Origin of the sequence: Parapedobacter flavus (assembly GCF_035818675.1) — a bacterium.
GTDB classification, from domain to species: domain Bacteria; phylum Bacteroidota; class Bacteroidia; order Sphingobacteriales; family Sphingobacteriaceae; genus Parapedobacter; species Parapedobacter flavus.
The window spans coordinates 721869-740148 of the sequence record NZ_JAYKZZ010000001.1 but is presented as its reverse complement, the minus strand read 5'-3'; the positions used below and the strand labels follow the sequence as shown (position 1 = coordinate 740148).

General features: G+C 49.1%; 18 protein-coding genes. 13 read left to right on the top strand and 5 right to left on the bottom strand.

Annotation, left to right across the window (positions count from 1 at the left end; genetic code table 11):
- Positions 1-8: 8 nt before the first annotated feature.
- Genes U9S71_RS02985 through U9S71_RS02975 form a run of 3 tightly spaced genes read right to left on the bottom strand, consistent with a single transcriptional unit; the run spans position 9 to position 2707 of the window.
- Positions 9-1319: an aspartate aminotransferase family protein gene (locus U9S71_RS02985; protein WP_326325126.1), complete on the bottom strand. Its 1311-nt coding sequence runs from the start codon at positions 1317-1319 to the stop codon at positions 9-11.
- Positions 1316-2314, bottom strand: a complete 999-nt coding sequence (locus U9S71_RS02980; protein WP_326325125.1) for a 3-hydroxyacyl-CoA dehydrogenase family protein — start codon at positions 2312-2314, stop codon at positions 1316-1318. The genes U9S71_RS02985 and U9S71_RS02980 overlap by 4 nt, the downstream gene beginning before the upstream one ends.
- A 6-nt stretch (positions 2315-2320) precedes the next feature.
- The gene (locus U9S71_RS02975) at positions 2321-2707 is read right to left on the bottom strand and encodes a RidA family protein (RefSeq protein WP_326325124.1); all 387 of its coding nucleotides are present in this window, start codon (positions 2705-2707) and stop codon (positions 2321-2323) included.
- A 221-nt stretch (positions 2708-2928) separates the two neighbouring features.
- Here U9S71_RS02975 and U9S71_RS02970 point away from each other — a divergent pair, with 221 nt between their 5' ends.
- The 10 genes from U9S71_RS02970 to U9S71_RS02925 all read left to right on the top strand — a co-directional run bounded on the left by U9S71_RS02970 (position 2929) and on the right by U9S71_RS02925 (position 13355).
- Positions 2929-3780 (top strand): UDP-2,3-diacylglucosamine diphosphatase, encoded by an 852-nt coding sequence (locus U9S71_RS02970; RefSeq protein ID WP_326325122.1) that lies wholly within the window; start codon positions 2929-2931, stop codon positions 3778-3780.
- A 110-nt stretch (positions 3781-3890) separates the two neighbouring features.
- Complete coding sequence (locus tag U9S71_RS02965; protein ID WP_326325120.1) at positions 3891-4886, top strand: DUF6427 family protein; 996 nt, start codon at positions 3891-3893, stop codon at positions 4884-4886.
- Positions 4887-5044: 158 nt separating this feature from the next.
- Positions 5045-6376, top strand: a complete 1332-nt coding sequence (bamG, locus tag U9S71_RS02960; protein ID WP_326325118.1) for a BamG family beta-barrel-assembly machinery protein — start codon at positions 5045-5047, stop codon at positions 6374-6376.
- Between the two features lie 14 nt (positions 6377-6390).
- Entirely contained in the window at positions 6391-6981 is a 591-nt protein-coding gene (lptC, locus tag U9S71_RS02955) for an LPS export ABC transporter periplasmic protein LptC (protein ID WP_326325116.1), read from the top strand.
- 145 nt (positions 6982-7126) lie between these two features.
- The gene (locus U9S71_RS02950; RefSeq protein ID WP_326325114.1) at positions 7127-9238 is read left to right on the top strand and encodes a peptidylprolyl isomerase; all 2112 of its coding nucleotides are present in this window, start codon (positions 7127-7129) and stop codon (positions 9236-9238) included.
- An 82-nt stretch (positions 9239-9320) separates the two neighbouring features.
- Entirely contained in the window at positions 9321-9851 is a 531-nt protein-coding gene (locus U9S71_RS02945; protein WP_326325112.1) for a DUF2480 family protein, read from the top strand.
- 30 nt (positions 9852-9881) lie between these two features.
- Positions 9882-10667, top strand: a complete 786-nt coding sequence (locus U9S71_RS02940; RefSeq protein ID WP_326325110.1) for a DUF3108 domain-containing protein — start codon at positions 9882-9884, stop codon at positions 10665-10667.
- A 20-nt stretch (positions 10668-10687) separates the two neighbouring features.
- Complete coding sequence (locus U9S71_RS02935; protein ID WP_326325291.1) at positions 10688-11251, top strand: DUF3109 family protein; 564 nt, start codon at positions 10688-10690, stop codon at positions 11249-11251.
- A gap of 75 nt (positions 11252-11326) precedes the next feature.
- Positions 11327-12298, top strand: coding sequence for a polyprenyl synthetase family protein (locus tag U9S71_RS02930; RefSeq protein ID WP_326325108.1), 972 nt, complete (start codon positions 11327-11329; stop codon positions 12296-12298).
- Position 12299: 1 nt separating this feature from the next.
- Positions 12300-13355 carry a TerC family protein gene (locus U9S71_RS02925; RefSeq protein ID WP_326325106.1) on the top strand — a complete coding sequence of 352 codons (1056 nt, stop codon included), beginning with the start codon at positions 12300-12302 and terminating at the stop codon, positions 13353-13355.
- A gap of 8 nt (positions 13356-13363) precedes the next feature.
- Here the strand turns inward: U9S71_RS02925 and U9S71_RS02920 are convergent, their stop codons facing one another.
- Positions 13364-13645: a GNAT family N-acetyltransferase gene (locus U9S71_RS02920; RefSeq protein ID WP_326325105.1), complete on the bottom strand. Its 282-nt coding sequence runs from the start codon at positions 13643-13645 to the stop codon at positions 13364-13366.
- 28 nt (positions 13646-13673) lie between these two features.
- Positions 13674-15815, bottom strand: coding sequence for a prolyl oligopeptidase family serine peptidase (locus U9S71_RS02915; RefSeq protein WP_326325103.1), 2142 nt, complete (start codon positions 15813-15815; stop codon positions 13674-13676).
- Positions 15816-15890: 75 nt separating this feature from the next.
- Between U9S71_RS02915 and U9S71_RS02910 the strand changes: the two genes are divergently transcribed.
- From U9S71_RS02910 to prfA, 3 genes are all read left to right on the top strand, one after another.
- Complete coding sequence (locus U9S71_RS02910) at positions 15891-16640, top strand: UDP-2,3-diacylglucosamine diphosphatase (RefSeq protein WP_326325102.1); 750 nt, start codon at positions 15891-15893, stop codon at positions 16638-16640.
- 14 nt (positions 16641-16654) lie between these two features.
- On the top strand, positions 16655-16984 hold the full coding sequence (locus U9S71_RS02905; protein ID WP_326325100.1) for a DMT family transporter: 330 nt from the start codon (positions 16655-16657) through the stop codon (positions 16982-16984).
- A 159-nt stretch (positions 16985-17143) separates the two neighbouring features.
- Positions 17144-18217 carry a peptide chain release factor 1 gene (gene prfA / locus U9S71_RS02900; protein WP_326325099.1) on the top strand — a complete coding sequence of 358 codons (1074 nt, stop codon included), beginning with the start codon at positions 17144-17146 and terminating at the stop codon, positions 18215-18217.
- Positions 18218-18280 lie beyond the last annotated feature (63 nt).

Sequence of the window (18280 nt, the reverse complement as noted above, 5' to 3'; positions counted from 1 at the left end):
TATTGTCCCTACGAAAGCGATTGCAATACGTCGTTAGCTACAGCAATAGCCTCATCGATCTCTTCTTCGGTATGCACGGCACTGATGTACCACAGCCCCCTGCCGATCACACGGATACCACGGTCATGTAGCCCTGCAATGAATCGGCCCAGCTTGGCCTTGTCGCCCTGCAGCGTATCCCGGTAATCGTGCATGGCGCTGAGCGAAGTGAACGTGGTATTGAACATAGGCCCCATACCCTGCACCAACAGCGGCTCACCGGTTTCCTTGGCCGCTGCCCGCAAACCACCCATAAGTCGCTGACCCAACCGGTATATCCGCTGATACGTGCCCGGATCGCTTTCCAATACGGCTATCGTAGCCAAGGCGGCGGCGACCGTGGCGTTGCCGCTATTCATCGTGCCGGCATGGATAACGCGTGCCGAGGCAATCTCGTCCATCCACTGGCGTTTGCCGACAATTGCGCTGATGGGGTATCCGCTAGCGATGGCCTTGGCAAAAATGGCGAGGTCTGGCGTTATGCCAAAATATCCCTGTGCGCCCGACAGGCCCAACCGGAAGCCGGTGATGACCTCGTCAAAAATGAGCGCCACGCGGTATTCATCACAAATATCGCGGAGCCCTTGCAGGAACCCATCGGCAGGAGGGATACACCCATTGTTGCACATCACGGGTTCGGTAATGATGGCGGCTAGGTCCGCATGGTGCTCGGCCACAGCATTCCGGACCAACTCCAAATCATTCCAGGGGAGTACGATAAACTCATCGCGGCTATGATCTGCCAAACCGCCGGACCATGGATATACCGATGGCTCTTCGCGGCTACCCAATGCTTCGGCCGACGGTGTGCTGATGCCCCACGCTACATTATCCAGCCAACCGTGGTAATGCCCCTCGAACCGGAGGAACTTTTGTTTGCCCGTTTTTGCACGGGCTACCCGCAAGGCGGTTTGCACCGCTTCCGAGCCATCCAGGCAAAAACGCATCAGTTCGGCAGAGGGGATAAGCTCATTGAGTTTCTCCGCAAGCTCCACCTCCTTTAGGTGCTGCCCGGCGTACAGCTGCCCGGTCACCGAATAATCGGCTATGGCCGCCACCACCTTGGGGTGCGAATGTCCCACAATCAATGGCCCTTGGCTGAGGGTGAAATCGAGGTACGCATTGCCGTCCACATCATAAATATGGCTACCTTTCCCATGGGTATAAAAAATAGCATGGGGGTGGTTATACTTCCGGAATTCGGACGAAACGCCACTGGCTAATACATTTTGGGCCCGCGCCAATAAGCGGGCCGATTCGTGATAACGGTTTTCGTTCATGTCTCTTGAGATATGTTTGCTCCTTCCGCTTCTACTGCGTCTTTAACGTTATACTTGGCGGCGAGCCCGTAGATGTCTTTATTGAATTGGGCGAACGTGGCTTCCCAGTGTCTTGCCAAACTTTCGGTATACGGATACAACCCGCGAAGGTTATGGATGCCTTTTGCCCCTTGTTCCACCAGCCGCTGCATCACATCCGGTACATCCTCGCGGTTGCTTAGTTGGGGAAATATCCGTTTCAGTACATTAAGATAATCCACCCCGCCGTGAATGGCCATGCGTTCAAAAATACCCATGACGGTAACCCACGACCCGGCATCGTATCGAAAGGCCTTATCGGCATCGGCCAGCGTGGTATGGCCCTGCTCAACCAAGGTGAGCGCCTCACGGTATATCGCATACATCAACCGGTTGGTGATGAAACCACGGATATCTTTCAAAATCAGCGTGGGTTCTTTGCCCCAAGTTTCACCAAGCGACAACATATATTGCCCCACCGCCGGATCGGTATCTTTGCCGCAGGTAACCTCGAGAAAACGCGTCATATACGCCGGCTCGGCCCAATGGACACCTAAGAAACGCTTAGGGTGCTGCACCAGTTCCTGCAACTCACTGATGGGAATCGCCGAGGTATTGGAAGCGATAACAACATCAGGACGCACGGATTCAGCAATCCGCTGATATACAGCCTTCTTAATCTGCTTGTCTTCGATAACGCATTCCATCACCACGCGGCAGTCAGCCAGTAGCTGGTAATCTTCGACCAGTTGAAGGCGCTCAATGCAGGCGGCGATGCCTTGAGGCAACATACCCGCCTCATCCGCATGGCGGAGCAGATCGGCCAAATGGCGCGATGCCTTTTCCTTCTCGTCTGCTATTGGGGCCAGTGCAACGACCCGATGGCCCGCTGCCAACAGCGCAACAACGATGCTGCTCCCCATCAATCCCAATCCAACCACACCAACCGGCGTTGGATTCATCGCCTGTACATCCATAGTAAACTAAGAGAGCTTAACAATGCAATCGATCTCTACACGGATGCTCTCAGCTAGCACGGACTGCACCGTGGTTCGTGCTGGTCTTACGTCGTTGAAATACGTGCCGTAAACGGTATTAAACCGATCGAACTCGGCAATATCGGCCAGGTGGACGGTGGTCTTCACTACATCATCCATTGTGGCACCGGCGGCTTCAACGATGGCTTTGATATTATCCAATGTCCGGCTAGTCTCTTCTTCAACGGTACCCAGTACAAACTGAGAGGTCTTGAAATCAACAGCAGCCTGCCCGCTAATGAATAAGAAGCCCCCTGCAATAACCCCGTCTGAATACGCCCCGGTTACGAAGCCGGCATCCCGATGAGGATGCACGATTTTTTGTTTACTCATATACCCTTTTCTTAATGGTAACAGCTAAAATAATCAGTAAACAAAGGTAGGCTGATGGCCTTTGATGGTCTATTACATTCCTTTGCATTTGTAGTACTATTTTTTAAAACATACGCACGGTCGCACAAACTTAACCCCCACTTAATACAAAGGTAACCTCCATTTCTCACTTTCGCATACAATGATTGCCTACATATGGAAATAACCATGACCACGAACTGATGAATAAACGGAATGTAGACCTCGTCGTGATATCAGATGTACATTTGGGCACCTATGGTTGCCACGCCAAAGAACTTTTGCATTACCTCAAAAGCATCAAACCAAAACACATCCTGCTCAACGGCGACATCATAGACATATGGCAATTCAGCAAACGGTATTGGCCCGAATCACATATGAAAGTGGTGCGGAAAATACTCAAATTCGTGGCTGAGGGCGTGCCGGTAACCTACCTCACCGGCAACCACGATGAAATGCTCCGTAAGTTTGCCGATTTTAAACTCGGATCGCTAACACTGACCAACAAGCTCTCGCTACGCATCGGCAAAAAGCGCGCATGGGTATTCCATGGTGATGTATTTGATGTATCCATGCAACATGCGAAATGGCTGGCCCGGTTGGGTGCTATCGGATACGATAGCCTTATCCTATTGAACAGCATGGTCAATTGGGCGCTTATAAAATTGGGCCGGGAAAAGATGAGCCTTTCTAAACGCATTAAAAACAGCATCAAGAATGCCGTGAAGTTTATCAACGACTTTGAGGCTACAGCCGCTTCGCTGGCCATCGAAAAAGGTTACGATTATGTCATCTGCGGCCATATCCACCAACCTGAAATCCGGGTGATTGAAACGGAAAAGGGCTGCATAACTTATCTCAACTCGGGCGATTGGGTAGAAAACCTCACGGCGCTGGAATACCACCGTGGGAAATGGCGGATATACCGTTACCAACCCACTGACTACGTGTTTACGCTTCCGGAATCAGACGCTGCTGAAAACGACGACCTAGGCAATAAGCTTAATATGGAGCTATTACTCCATATGCTGAAATCGGAACCGGTGATTTGAAATGGTTAACGGTTAATGGTCAACCTACAATGGTTAGACGGTAAGTTTGAAATGAAGAATTGACAATTAACCACGGACAATAAAAAATAACTCCTATAATTGTAACGCCATTGAGCGTACACAACATGATTGATCAGTTCCGTAGATACACACCGTTAAACATCCTGTTTTTGTCTATGGTGGGGCTCGTGCTCTGCTTGGGCGTGTTTCTGCACCTGCCCGAAAACCTCGTACCGGTATTTTTCGAGCCGGCCATCAGTAATTTCACGGGCAAGCTATCTCCCGAAAACATTACACCCCAGGCAAACGTACTTATTACACTGGTGCTCACCATCATCCAGGCCTTGCTACTCAACACCATTGTCAATCGGTTCAACCTCGTGGGCCGATCAAGTTTTCTCCCAGCGCTGATGTACATGACGCTGGCAAGCCTAATGCTGCCCTTCTTGGTGCTGTCGCCGATATTGATCTGCAACTTCTTGAGTATATGGATGCTTGACAAACTGCTAAGCATTTACCGGCGTACCGAAATTAAACCATTGATGTTTGATTTGGGCATGATCGTGGCCCTGGGCAGTTTGGTCTATTTCCCGTTCATTGCGATGTTACCGCTGCTGTGGTTCAGCCTCATGATTTTCCGTCCATTCGACTGGCGCGAGTGGGTAGCCATACCCATTGGCTTTGCCACAGTCTATTTCTTGCTCGGTGTTGTCTACCTATGGTTCGACCGGATGGATGCATTTTATGAGATATGGCTACCCCTAACGTATGCGTTCCCCACATCCATCCACATCGATATTTATGATTACCTGGTGTTGTTGCCGTTGGTGGCTATTATCGTCCTTTTCGTTATTACCCTCCGCAAGAACCTCTTCAAAAGCGTAGTACACATCCGCAAATCATTCCAATTGCTCTTTTGCATGTTTGCACTGGCGGTCATCTCGTTCTACCTCAATGCCGACTGGTCCATTAACCATTTTTTGCTGGCAGCGCCACCCATTGCCGTCTACATGACATATTATTTCAGTTACGCGGCGAAACGATGGTTTTATGAAGGCATATTTGCACTGCTGCTGCTTACCATCATTTATTTCCAGTTTTTCTAATTGATTTAGAGGCAGTGTTTTAACCTTTTTTAACAAAAAGGATGGCCGGTAACAATTAAAATTTAAATAGCTTTGCATACATTTTTTGATTATTAAATTTACTGATTGTCAAGTAATAGGTATTCATCGACATCATCGTCCCGTTTTTAAATCAACACATGCAGCACCGCATATCGAAGTTCCTTTATACCATCACGCACTTTACCCCTGGCGTCTACGCACTTTCTATCTTCCTGCTATTTGCAACAACGGCACACGCACAGCGCGCCACCACCAGCTCGCCGTATTCGCGCTATGGACTGGGTGAGATGCGGGGCGATGCACTGCCACAGGCACGAGCGATGGGGGGTATCAGCACCGGCATACGCTACTTAAACGGCTATGGCAATATCAATGTGGGCAACCCCGCCTCATACTCGGCATTGGGCCTCACCACCATTGACGTGGGCGTGTTTGGTAACATTACCGAATTGAGCAAAAACAACCTCACCGAAAATTCTTACAATTTTTCCCTCAGCCACATCAACTTCGGCATTCCCTTGGGTCGCCCGGGCGGCATCAGTTTCGGTATTATGCCGTTTTCTGACGTGGGTTTCAGTTATGCCATTCCCGGCACCGTGGATACCACCGATATCCGCACCGTATATGCCGGCGCCGGCGGCACCACCAAAGCTTACCTTGGCTATGGCGTGCAAATAACAAAGAAATTCAGCGTTGGCGTCAATGCTTCTTATATTTTCGGCACGCTTGAACGGATAAATTCTGTTGAGTTCCCTGATGATATCGGCGCACTCAACGTGCGGACCGATAGTAGCCAATATGTGAAGGGGTTCAGCTTTGACTATGGCGCGCAGTATTTCCAACCACTGGGCAACAATGTTAACTTAACCATCGGTTATACTGGTACGGCAGGCTCCCCGCTTAACAGCAGCACATCGCGCGTGATTACGCGTACACCTACAAGTGTGGAGGATGACCAAGAAAACCTACCGGTCGATTCGGTTTCCACAGATGAAGGCCTGAAACAACAGATTACCATGCCGATGAAACACAGCGTTGGCTTCAGCATTGCCAAGGGGAGTAACTGGCTGGTTGGTGGTGATTTCAACTACGCGAAGTGGAGCGACTACCGGGTGGGCAACGCCAACCCGCAGTTGACCGACAGCTACGGCTTCGCTATTGGTGGCCAAATAACGCCGGATGTGACTTCGGTGAATTATCTGGGCGTGGTAGACTATCGGTTAGGCTTCAAATACAATAAGTCGCACATCAACATCGACAATCAGGACATTAATCGGATGGCATTGACGGTGGGCTTCGGCTTTCCACTTCCGTCACTGTTTGGAACATCATTCTATAAAATCAACTTCGCCACCGAATTTGGCCAGCTGGGCACACTGTCGAACAATTTGGTGCGCGAACGATATATTAACTTCAACTTAGGATTTACGCTAAACGACAGGTGGTTTAGACGTAGGTACTACGATTAGCGAACATCATCGAGATGATGGGTAAGCTGGGTAAAAATACGGGATTCTGGGGTGTATGTACCTTATTTGGTGTCCTATTGCTGAGTGCCTGCGAGACCGACCTGAAAGAGGTAGACCGTATTGCCACTATACAAGCGGAAGAACCTGTGGATATTTCGCTGGGCGTAACGGTGGTGTATAGTGATTCGGCGCTCGTGAAAGCACGGATGACGGCACCGGAAATGCGCCGCTACAATGTTGAGGAGCCTTATTATGAATTTCAAAAAGGGATTACCATTGTTTTCTATGACGAAAACCGGGTGGAAACCCAGCGTATCACCTCTGATTATGCGATACAGAAAGAGGCAGAAGAGTTGATCGAGTTTAGGAGGAATGTGGTGATTACCCTCGCCGACGGCTCTATTATAAAAACGGAAGAGCTTATACACGACCAAAAAGCGAACACATTTTACAACCACGTACCGATAGAGGCTTACTTTAAAGATGAACGCGGCAATTTCATGGGAACGTCATTTACTTCGGACGCGGCGTTTGAAGACGTTTATGTAGAGCATATGACCGGGTTGTACGTGCTTGAAGATGGCCAAGCCCCAACTTTCCGGTAGTATCCCGCAATTTATTTAACTTTTTGCGCTTTTTTTGATAAAAGTCGTATCTTGCGCCTCGTTTAAAAAATGTGGATGCAACCACCTGAAAACAAGAATTTGACACAATAAATAACGGCTTAAAAAAAACAGTTTTACACAGGCTATGGGATTGATGAATTATTTACGCAACCGCGCAGGGACGGTGATTGTCGTCTTTATTGGTTTTGCGATAGTTGCGTTTTTATTAGGGGATATTATCAACTACGGTACACCGTTTTGGGCACGCCACCAGAATCAAGTAGGCAGTATCAACGGTGAGGCAATAGATATTAACGCATTTAATGCACAGGTAGACCAAACCTCGGAAATGTTCAGGCAACAGATGGGTGGCGGCACCCTCAGCCCGCAGATGAAATCGTGGGCCGTACAACAGGTGTGGGGCCAATACCTCAACCGTGAGTTGCTGAAAGGCGAAGCAGAGCACATTGGTCTTACCGTTGGAAAAACAGAACTGAACGACCTTGTGCAAGGAGACAACCCATCCATGCAGATTCAACAAGCGTTCCGCAATCCGCAAACAGGCCAGTTTGACCGCAACCAGCTCAACACCTTCATCTCGCAGGTAAGCATGTTGCCGCAAGGCCACGAGGCCCACGGTCAATGGGAAGCTCTCTTGCAGAATGTGATTGACGAGCGGTTGAGTGCCAAATACACCAACCTGGTTAGCAACAGCATCTACGTAACGTCACTGGAAGCCAATGAAGCCTATAGCCAACGGAATAAGCTGGCGAACTTCGAGTATGTACTGCTCGATTACCAATCGGTACCGAATAGTTCGGTAACGTTAACCGACCAGGATTACCAAGAATATTACAATGAGAATAAGGGGGTGTTCAACAACCCCGAGGAAACCCGCAGTTTGGAATATGTAGTATTTGATGCCAGCCCTACGGCACTAGATACCGCGCGAGTGCAAAGCACCATTGAAGAGCTCAAGGCACAGCTCGCCGACACGAAAACTGACTCGCTGTTTGCTGCCGTCAATTCCGACACAAAGTATCCGTATATCTTCCGCAAACAGGGAGAACTCAGTCCGGCATTAGATACCCTGCTATTTGATGCACCTGTAGGTACTACGGTGGGTCCGTTGCTCAGCAATGGTCGGTTTGAGATTGCAAAAGTAGTGGCTTCGTTGGTGGGCCCCGACTCGGTGAAAGCCAGCCACATTCTGCTCAACCCGGCTTTAGAAGGCGGTACCGACAAAGCAAAGGCCAAAGCCGACTCCATCAAAACATTGATTGAAAAAGGGGAAAGCTTCGCCGCATTGGCTATCCAGTTCAGCGCGGACGAAGGCAGCAAGATAAACGGTGGCGAGCTGGGCACATTTGGGCGTGGCATGATGGTTCCTGCGTTTGAGAATGCAGCATTTGGAGCAAAAGAAAATGAAGTGGTCATCGTTACCTCGCAATTTGGCATCCACATCATCAAGGTGGAAGACCAGATCGGTTCGTCGCGATTTGTCAAGGCGGCCATTATAGACAAACAGATCAACAGCGGCCGCGAGACTTTGGAAGCGGCGTATCAGCAAGCCACCCAATTCTTTGGCGAAGTAGGTGATTCTGATTTTGAAGAAGCGGCTACCCAACAAGGGCTGACCGTGCTTAAAGCCGACGAGGTAACGGCCATGGAGACGAACCTAATGGGCACCGAGGTACCGCGTGAACTGGTGCGGTGGGCTTTTGAAGCCGATAAAGGCGACGTTACCGACAAGATACACGAATCTGAAAACTATTATATCGTTGCCAAGCTTACTGGCGTACGCGAAGAAGGCCAATTGCCGCTGGATGCGGTAAAAAGTGATATTGAAGACGTAGTGCGCAAACGGGCGAAGGCAAGACAGCTGATTGCAAAGGCCGAAGAGGCCACCACAGGTGCGACCTCCCTTGCACAGATTGGCCAAAAACTAGGCAAAACCCCTGCTCTGGCAGAAAACATTGTATTTGCCAACCCGGTTATACCGGGCGTAGCCCAAGAAAATACCGTGGTCGGCACGGTTTTCGGGCTGCAGCCCAAGCAACCGTCTAAACCCATACGAGGATCACAAGGTGTATACGTGGTTGAAGTAACTGGTTTCGTAAATCCGGTGGCCCCGACCGACCTGGCGGCCCAAAAGCAACAACTTTCCCAGTCGCTATCGCAGCGCATCTGGTCGGTGGCATTCCAGGCACTGCAAGACAAGGCCGATGTGGTAGACAACCGCGCACGGTTCTTTTAGCGGCACAGGCACTAAACTTTATTTCGTACCTTTGTATCCGGATAACGGCAACCGTTATCCGGATTTTTTGTGTGATTTGATTATGGAAATACAGGAAACCATCGTTAATAAAGTAGCGCAAAGCGGACTGATGACGGTAGACCTTGCTCATTTCGCTCCACAGGGCGAACGGGTGGTCTACGACATCAAAGACAACCTGTTTCAGGGCCTCATATTGCGCGAGAAGGATTTTAGGGAATTTGTGAAGACGCATGACTGGGAACAATACCGAGGCAAATATGTGGCAATTACGTGCACCGTAGACGCCATCGTGCCTACCTGGGCATACATGCTGCTTGCCAACCGCTTGGAACCTTATGCGGCGGATGTGGTTTTCGGCGACTTGGCTACCTTGGAGACCATTCTTTATGAACGAGCACTAGAAAAACTAGACATCGAACGCTATCGTGACCAACGGGTGGTGGTGAAGGGATGCGGTGACATTGAAATACCCGAATCGGCTTTTGTCAAATTCACTGCCATGGCTGGTAAAGTAGCCAAAAGCCTGATGTATGGCGAACCCTGCTCTACCGTACCGGTTTTTAAACGCAAAGCGGCCGTGGCAAATGGGTAAAAACGGCATTTTATTTGTATATTGTAGCATATGAAGAAGATGCTCACCCTTATATCTACGGTGCTGGCAGCAGTTTTTCTAGCACACGGGCAACCGCTCCCCTACCTGAAGGAGCCCGCCTTCCAAGCTGGAGAAGAGCTCAGTTACCGCTTACGGTATGGCATGATATCCGCTGCAACGGGGACCCTTAAGGTGGAAGACTCGAAAATCAAATTCAGCAGCCCACACAGCTACCACCTATCGGCCCGTGGACAGACCTCCAGCGCTTTTAGTATCTTTTTCACCGTGGACAACCGATATAACTCCTATATCGATTCGCGCACCTTCCTCCCGCATTATTATACTGAAAACATTCGGGAAGGCAGCTACCGCCGCACGGACATTGTAAGTTTCAACCACCGTACCCACACGGTTAAAGGCAACAAAGGCACGTTCAAAAGTGAGTCTGCACAAACGTTCGATTTGCTATCGGCCTATTATTTTGCCCGTAATCTCGACTTATCTAACGTGAAGAAAGGACAGTCGTTTAAGCTTACCTATTTCCTCAATGACGAAATAGCCACGCTGGGCATCGAATACATCGGTATTGAAACAATCAAAACATCGCTGGGCACCTTAGAATGTTTGAAATTTAGTCCCGAAATTAAACCCGGCCGCATTTTCCGTAAAGATAGCCGCCTATATCTCTGGGTTACCAACGATGGTAACCGTATACCGGTAAAGGCCGAAGTGGAGATTCTCGTGGGCTCGGTAACGCTAGAGCTGACCGATGCGAAGGGCTTGAAATATCCACTGGGTGAGCCCGCAAACGAATAGACAATACACAACCGACCATGATGATTGAAGTTGGCCCCGTACTGGTGAGCGAAGAATTGATAAAAGAAGAGTTTGTATGTAACCTCGGCAAGTGCAAAGGCGCCTGTTGTGTTGAAGGCGATGCTGGCGCACCCTTACAGCAGGACGAACTCGATGTATTGGCAACTATCTATCCGAAAGTGCAGCCCTATATGACCGAGAAGGGAATTGCCACGGTAGAAGAACAGGGCACACACGTGGTTGATGCCGATGGAGACCTAACCACACCTTGCGTGGACGGCCATAAAGAATGTGCTTATGTGACCTGGGAAAACGGTATTACCAAGTGCGCTATTGAAAAGGCCTATGAAAACGGTGAAATTGACTGGAGGAAACCCCTTTCTTGCCACCTCTACCCTATCCGCACCACCGCCTACCCCGAATTTGACGTATTGCATTACGACCGTTGGCATATCTGCCATTCGGCCTGCGCTTTTGGCCAAGAACTCCAAGTACCGGTATATGCATTCTTAAAGGAGCCGCTTATCCGCAAATACGGCCAGCAATGGTACGATGAATTGGAAGAATCCGTTGCGCTGCTATAGGTTATTGTGGATTTCTTAGTATCTTGCGCCGTTTTGAAACAGACAAGTTAAATTCATGGCTGCCGACCGTTTTACATGCTCAAACTAAGCGAAATACAAAGGCCCATTGAAGGGGAACTGACCATTTTTGAAGATAAATTCAAGGAATCGATGCGGAGCTCCGTTCCGCTACTCGACCGTATAACCCACTACATCGTAAAACGCAAGGGCAAACAAATGCGGCCGATGTTTGTCTTTTTTTCGGCGGGGTCTTGTGGCAAAATCAATGATGCCACACACCGTGGTGCCGCGTTGGTTGAGCTTTTGCATACGGCCACCTTGGTGCACGACGATGTGGTAGACAACGCGAATGTGAGGCGTGGCTTTTTTTCGGTAAATGCGCTTTGGAAAAATAAGGTCGCGGTGTTGGTAGGCGATTTCCTGTTGGCTAAGGGCCTCTCGCTCTCCATCCGAAATGCAGATTTCCGCTTGCTCGAAATCGTGACCCATGCTGTAGAGCAGATGAGCGAGGGCGAGCTGTTGCAAATCGAGAAAGCTCGGCGCATGGATATTGAAGAGGATGTATATTTTGAAGTCATCCGGCAGAAAACCGCGTCGCTTATCGCCTCTTGTTGTGCATGCGGGGCGGCTTCGGCAGGTGCAGATGATACAACGGTGGAGCAAATGCATCGGTTTGGTGAAAAAGTAGGCATCGCCTTTCAAATCAAGGATGATTTGTTCGACTTCGGCATCGATGATGTCGGTAAGCCATTGGGCAACGATATCAAGGAGAAGAAACTCACCTTGCCTCTCATCCACGCACTGAAGCAAGTAGGCAAGGCCGAAAAACGACGGATCATCAACTTGGTAAAGAACCATAACGAAGATGCGCAGAAAGTAGCCGAGGTCATTGCCTTTGTAAAGGCAAACGGTGGCATGGAATACGCCACGGCACAAATGCTGGCTTACCAACAGGAGGCGTTTGACATCCTGGACCACCTGCCTCAGAATGCTTACCGCCACGGCTTGGAACAACTAGTAAGGTACACAACTGAAAGAAATAAATAATATGAGCAACGAACTTCTGTTTTTTGGTGGCTTTTTACTTTTCATCATTCTCATGCTCGCCATCGACCTTGGTCTATTTAGCAAAAGCAATTCGGCGATAAGCTTTAAGCAGGCAGCGATTATGAGCGCGGTATGGGTGAGCTTTGCGCTGGGTTTCTATGTGGTTTTACGGATATGGGGTCACGAGCTGCACAACATCGGGGATTTTGCACGACTGGCAGAGGTTACCCAAAAGCACTTGCACAACATCAAACTGATACCGGACGACTTCCTTGCCAGCCTAGAGATTTACCGCCGTAACCTGGCACTCGAATATATTACAGGCTATGTGGTCGAATATGCGCTATCGGTCGATAACATATTCGTTATGGTACTGGTCTTCAGCTCATTTGGCGTACCTACACAGTACTACCACAAAGTATTGGTTTGGGGCATTATCGGCGCCATTGTACTCCGGTTCCTCTTTATCTTTCTGGGCGCAGCGCTAATTAGCCAATTCGGATGGATACTTTATATATTTGGTCTCTTCCTGGTGTACACCGGCATTATGATGTTCATCCATCGCAACCAAGAGGAAGAAATTGATCCGCAAAACCACACCGTGGTTAAATTTGCCTCGAAATACTTCTCGGTATACCCAACCTTCGTAAACGGAAAGTTCTTCCATAGGGAGAACGCAAAAAGGTATGTTACGCCCCTATTTCTGGTATTATTGGTCATTGAGTTTACCGACCTCATTTTCGCGGTCGACTCCATTCCGGCTATCTTTGCGGTAACCAAAGACCCTTATATCGTGTTCTTCTCCAATATCTTTGCGATTCTGGGCCTGCGCTCCATGTTTTTCCTATTGGTTAACATCATCCATAAATTCCATTACCTCAAAACGGGCCTTTCGTTCCTGTTGGTATTTATCGGGGGAAAAATGCTGTTGCACGATTGGTTGTCAAGTATAGGTTTTACCACGTCGCATTCGCTGATTATCATTGTATCGATATTATTCATCAGCGTGGTCGCGTCGCTTATTTTCCCTAAGAAAGAAGAAGTAGCGAAACCCTAACGCAGCGGCTAGAACAAGACGTCTTGTATGGCCTTCGTTTTCTCGAAAACACTTTTGGCATAGGGGCATAACGGCAAAACCTTGAACCCGTTTTCACGGGCAAAGCCCACAGCGGCCATGACTAGGTTTTTGCCTATACCTTGTCCCGAAAATTCGGCGTTTACTTCGGTATGGTCGATGATAAATTTATGGTCGCCCGCCCAGGTATAGGTCATCAATCCCGCTTCTTCGCCGTTTACCAGCGCACGGAATAGCCCCTTTTTCCCGTTGTCTTCTTGCTTTATATCCATTGTACTCCCATCAAATTAAATGATACCGTCATTCGCTATAGGCGGTACCCGTATTCTGGAACAGGAACGCCCACTTATCGGCTTGCTCGGCAATAATCATGGCTGTGGGTTTACCCGCACCATGGCCGGCCTTGGTTTCAATACGGATAAGCACAGGGTTTGGCCCCGTATGGTATTCTTGCAAGCGCGCCGCAAACTTAAACGAATGCGCAGGTACCACGCGGTCATCGTGGTCGGCGGTGGTTACCATCGTCGCCGGATAAGCGGTGCCGGCTTTCAACGCATGGTAGGGCGAATATGTGTGGAGGTAGTTGAACATCTCCTCATTATCATCTGCAGTACCATAATCGAAGGCCCAACCCGCGCCCGCGGTAAACTTATGGTACCGTAACATGTCTAATACGCCTACTGCAGGCAATGCCACCTTAAATAGCTCAGGTCGCTGCGTCATGACTGCACCGACCAATAATCCGCCATTAGAGCCGCCTGCGACGCCTAATTTTTCGGACGAGGTATACCCCTCATCGATAAGGTACTCGGCAGCGGCAATGAAATCATCAAAGACATTTTGCTTTTGGAGTTTGGTACCCGCCAGGTGCCACTTCTCGCCGTATTCGCCGCCACCCCGTAAGTTGGCCACTGCATATACCCCGCCTTGCTCGAGCAGGATGATATTGGACGTACTGAATGAAGGGCGAAGACTGATATTAAACCCGCCATAACCATACAGGAGTGTAGGGTTGCTTCCATCAAGCACAATCCCCTTTTTATGGGTAATGATCATCGGCACTTTGGTGCCATCTTTGGAAGTATAGAACACCTGCTTCGACTCATATTTCGTCGGATCGAAATCAACGCCAGATGCCCTATATAATTCCGACTTACCAGAGGCTATATCATATTTAAAAATGGTAGACGGGTACACATAGGAAGTAAACGAATAATACAATTCCTTATCTTCCATCTTTGCGCCAAAACCTCCCGCCGACCCTACATCGGGCAACTCAATGGTACGCTCCAACGTTCCGCTGCGGTCATATTGTTGAACCATCGATGTCGCATCTTTGAGATAATTGGCAAAAATCTTACCGCCACCCGTACCGGGATTAAGCACGTTCTCGGTTTCGGGGATCAGGTCTACCCAGTTTTCGGGCTTGGGGTTATCCGCGCCAACCGTGACAATTTTCCCATTTGGTGCATCCAAGTTGGTATAGATAAATAGCTTATCGCCATCGTTGTCGATGATGCTATGGTCTTTCTCAAAATTATCGACCACATTGACAATCGGGCTCCCTGGCTTGGATAGATCCTGGATATACAGTTCACCTCCACTCGTGGTATTGGCCGCGGTGATAACAAGGAACTGCTCATCTTCCGTGAGATAACCACCGATATACCTACGTGGGGTAGTTGCCCCACCAAAAATAAGCTTATCCTCGCTTTGCGGCGACTCGAGCTCATGGAAGAAAAGCTGATGCTGATCGGTTATGCCCGAGAGCGCGCTGCCTTCGTCGGGTTTTTCGTAGCTGCTGTAATAAAAGCCTTCATTACCGCGCCAGGCCAAACCGCTGAACTTCACATCGACCAACGTGTCGCCAACCATGGTTTTATCTTCCGCACGGATGATCACGACTTTACGCCAATCGGAACCACCTTCAGACAATTGGTAAGCCACCAAGCTACCATCGCGTGAAAACGCGAGACCGGCTAGGGAAGTGGTGCCATCTTCCGAAAATTTATTAGGATCGAGAAAAACTTCCACATCGCCATCATTTCCCCGCTGACGATACAGCACGCTTTGATTCTGCAGCCCGTCATTCTTGTAAAAATAGGTATAGTTCCCTTCTGTAAAGGGTGCCGAGAATTTTTCGTAATTCCACAGTCTTTCCAGCCGTTTATAAATCGCCTCGCGAAATGGAATTTGTTCTAGATAGGCATGGGTTACCTTGTTCTGTTCAGTTACCCACGCTTTCGTTTCAGCTGCGGTATCGTTTTCGAGCCAACGGTACGGGTCAGCCACTTCTGTTCCAAAATAGTTGTCGGCGATATCTCCTTTCGTTGTTTCAGGATAGGGCAACAGCGTAATTTCTTCTGCGGGCTGAATAGCCTTCTGGTGTTGACAGGCGGTGATGATCGAAGCCAATAAGATAAGTTTTAAGTTTTTGTTCATGGTGCAATAGTCTTCGGGAACGTGTCCGATTAAGATTAAAAGCAAAGCTAACAAGAATTTCTTAATTTTGGCCGCATGCCGACACGCGATAAAATTTATTTCGCATCCGATTTCCACTTGGGCGCACACCCCCGCTCTACAACAAGAGCGCGCGAGACGCGCATCGTTGGCTGGCTAGACCATATCAAAGCCGATGCTGCCGAACTTTTCCTGATGGGCGATATCTTTGATTTTTGGTTCGAGTATGCCACGGTGGTTCCCAAGGGTTATATCCGGTTTCTAGGCAAATTGGCCGAATTGGCCGACATGGGGGTACGACTTACCTTCTTCAAAGGTAACCACGACATGTGGATGTTTGGATACCTGAAGAATGAGCTTGGCGCAACAATCGTAGACAACGAGTTGGTTATTGAGCACAATGGCAAGACGTTCTACCTGCATCACGGCGACGGTCTGGGTCCCGGTGATCGCACCTATAAATTACTTAAAAAAATATTCCGCAGCCGGCTTTGCCAGTGGCTGTTTGCCCGATTGCATCCCAACCTAGGGATTGGAATCGCCCAGCGGTGGTCGGCCCGCAGCCGCATTTCCTCCGGCGGACAAGAATCATTTCAAGGCGAAGCCAACGAATGGCTGGCCGTATATGCCACTGAGCTCCTTGAGCACCACTACTACGATTATTTCGTCTTTGGCCATCGCCACCTCCCGATTGACCTCGCGTTGGTAAAAGGCAGCAAATACATCAATCTTGGCGAATGGATAAACTACAACACCTACGCCGTTTTTGACGGCGATAACCTGGTGTTGAAAACATGGCATGAATAATTAATATTCCGAATATGAACTGGATCATCCTCATTATCGCTGGCCTTTTTGAAGTTGGTTTTACAACGAGCTTAGGCAAAGCGAAAGAAACCACAGGCGTCACATCTTACCTTTGGTACGGCAGTTTTGCGGTATGCTTAACGGTGAGCATGATCTTGCTCATCAAGGCTACGCAAACGCTCCCGTTGGGCACGGCTTATGCGGTCTGGACCGGCATCGGGGCGGTGGGAACCGTGTTGATGGGCATCATTTTCTTCAACGAACCGGCCACGCTATGGCGATTGGTATTCATTACCACGCTTATCGGTTCCATTATCGGCCTCAAGGTTGTTGCATCGCATTGATTGGCGCGTAGTTCAATTCACCGCCCTGAAAACCATAAAAAAACGTATTTTTGCACACAGGTTGCTGCGTTGTATTTCTGCAATTTCGTACTTTTATTGGCTTTGTACTCATTAAACATGCCTGCGAAAATAAACCGGCAAAACCACAAATAGATTATTATGTTAGAAAAATTAAAAGCTATAAAGGACCGCTGGGAAGAGGTGGAGCGAGAACTAAGCAGCCCCGATGCCGTCAGTGATATGAAGCGTTTCGCCCAGTTCAATAAAGAGTACAAAGATTTAGGCAAAATCGTGGATCAGTACCATATCTATAAGAATATGGTAAGCAATATCGACACCAACAAGGACATCCTCGCCAACGAGAAGGACCAGGAGCTGCGCGAGATGGCGAAAGAAGAGCTGGATATCTTGTTGGAGCAGAAAGAGGCCAAGGAAGAAGAGATACGCTTGATGCTCATTCCAAAGGACCCCGAAGATTCAAAAAACGCCATCCTCGAAATACGGGGTGGTGCTGGGGGTGATGAGGCAGCGCTCTTTGCCGGCGACCTGTATCGGATGTACATGCGGTATTTTGAAGAAAAGGGGTGGCGTAACGAGGTGATGGACGTGACCGAAGGTACGGCAGGAGGTTACAAGGAAGTGATCCTTAAAGTAACGGGAGAAGATGTTTATGGCCAATTGAAGTATGAGTCAGGCGTACACCGGGTGCAACGGGTTCCGGATACCGAGACCCAAGGGAGGGTACATACCTCGGCAGCATCGGTAGCGGTGCTACCCGAAGCGGAAGAGGTGGACGTGGAACTCAACCCCGCCGATATCGAGTTGCAAACCTCCCGCTCAGGAGGAGCCGGGGGGCAGAACGTAAATAAAGTGGAAACCAAAGTACAACTCACGCACAAACCTACGGGCATTGTGGTGGTGTGCCAGATTGAGCGATCCCAGCTCGCCAACCGGGAGTTGGCGATGGAGATGCTACGATCGAAGCTTTACGAACTGGAAGTACAGAAAAAACACGGCGATATCGCCGCGAAAAGGAAGACGATGGTATCTACGGGCGATCGGTCGGCCAAGATTCGAACGTATAATTATCCGCAGGGTCGGGTTACTGAACATCGCATCGGGCTTACTATGTACAACCTGCCAGCGGTGATGGACGGTGATATTCAGGAGATTATCGACGCCCTCCAATTTGCCGAAAACGCAGAAAAAATGAAAGAGGGGGCAACCGCTTAATTATTTTAAAATTTTTGTTTGCAAATAGATAAAACACGCTATATTTGCAATCCCGAAAGGGGA

Excerpts from the sequence above, each read along its gene's own strand:
- prfA (WP_326325099.1), top strand. The coding sequence starts at position 17,144 with ATGTTAGAAAAATTAAAAGCTATAAAGGACCGCTGGGAAGAGGTGGAG.
- U9S71_RS02985 (WP_326325126.1), bottom strand. The coding sequence starts at position 1,319 with ATGAACGAAAACCGTTATCACGAATCGGCCCGCTTATTGGCGCGGGCC.
- U9S71_RS02945 (WP_326325112.1), top strand. The coding sequence starts at position 9,321 with ATGGAAATACAGGAAACCATCGTTAATAAAGTAGCGCAAAGCGGACTG.
- U9S71_RS02970 (WP_326325122.1), top strand. The coding sequence starts at position 2,929 with ATGAATAAACGGAATGTAGACCTCGTCGTGATATCAGATGTACATTTG.
- U9S71_RS02915 (WP_326325103.1), bottom strand. The coding sequence starts at position 15,815 with ATGAACAAAAACTTAAAACTTATCTTATTGGCTTCGATCATCACCGCC.
- U9S71_RS02910 (WP_326325102.1), top strand. The coding sequence starts at position 15,891 with ATGCCGACACGCGATAAAATTTATTTCGCATCCGATTTCCACTTGGGC.
- U9S71_RS02940 (WP_326325110.1), top strand. The coding sequence starts at position 9,882 with ATGAAGAAGATGCTCACCCTTATATCTACGGTGCTGGCAGCAGTTTTT.
- U9S71_RS02975 (WP_326325124.1), bottom strand. The coding sequence starts at position 2,707 with ATGAGTAAACAAAAAATCGTGCATCCTCATCGGGATGCCGGCTTCGTA.
- U9S71_RS02930 (WP_326325108.1), top strand. The coding sequence starts at position 11,327 with ATGCTCAAACTAAGCGAAATACAAAGGCCCATTGAAGGGGAACTGACC.
- U9S71_RS02920 (WP_326325105.1), bottom strand. The coding sequence starts at position 13,645 with ATGGATATAAAGCAAGAAGACAACGGGAAAAAGGGGCTATTCCGTGCG.
- U9S71_RS02950 (WP_326325114.1), top strand. The coding sequence starts at position 7,127 with ATGGGATTGATGAATTATTTACGCAACCGCGCAGGGACGGTGATTGTC.
- U9S71_RS02980 (WP_326325125.1), bottom strand. The coding sequence starts at position 2,314 with ATGGATGTACAGGCGATGAATCCAACGCCGGTTGGTGTGGTTGGATTG.
- bamG (WP_326325118.1), top strand. The coding sequence starts at position 5,045 with ATGCAGCACCGCATATCGAAGTTCCTTTATACCATCACGCACTTTACC.
- U9S71_RS02925 (WP_326325106.1), top strand. The coding sequence starts at position 12,300 with ATGAGCAACGAACTTCTGTTTTTTGGTGGCTTTTTACTTTTCATCATT.
- U9S71_RS02935 (WP_326325291.1), top strand. The coding sequence starts at position 10,688 with ATGATTGAAGTTGGCCCCGTACTGGTGAGCGAAGAATTGATAAAAGAA.
- U9S71_RS02905 (WP_326325100.1), top strand. The coding sequence starts at position 16,655 with ATGAACTGGATCATCCTCATTATCGCTGGCCTTTTTGAAGTTGGTTTT.
- lptC (WP_326325116.1), top strand. The coding sequence starts at position 6,391 with ATGATGGGTAAGCTGGGTAAAAATACGGGATTCTGGGGTGTATGTACC.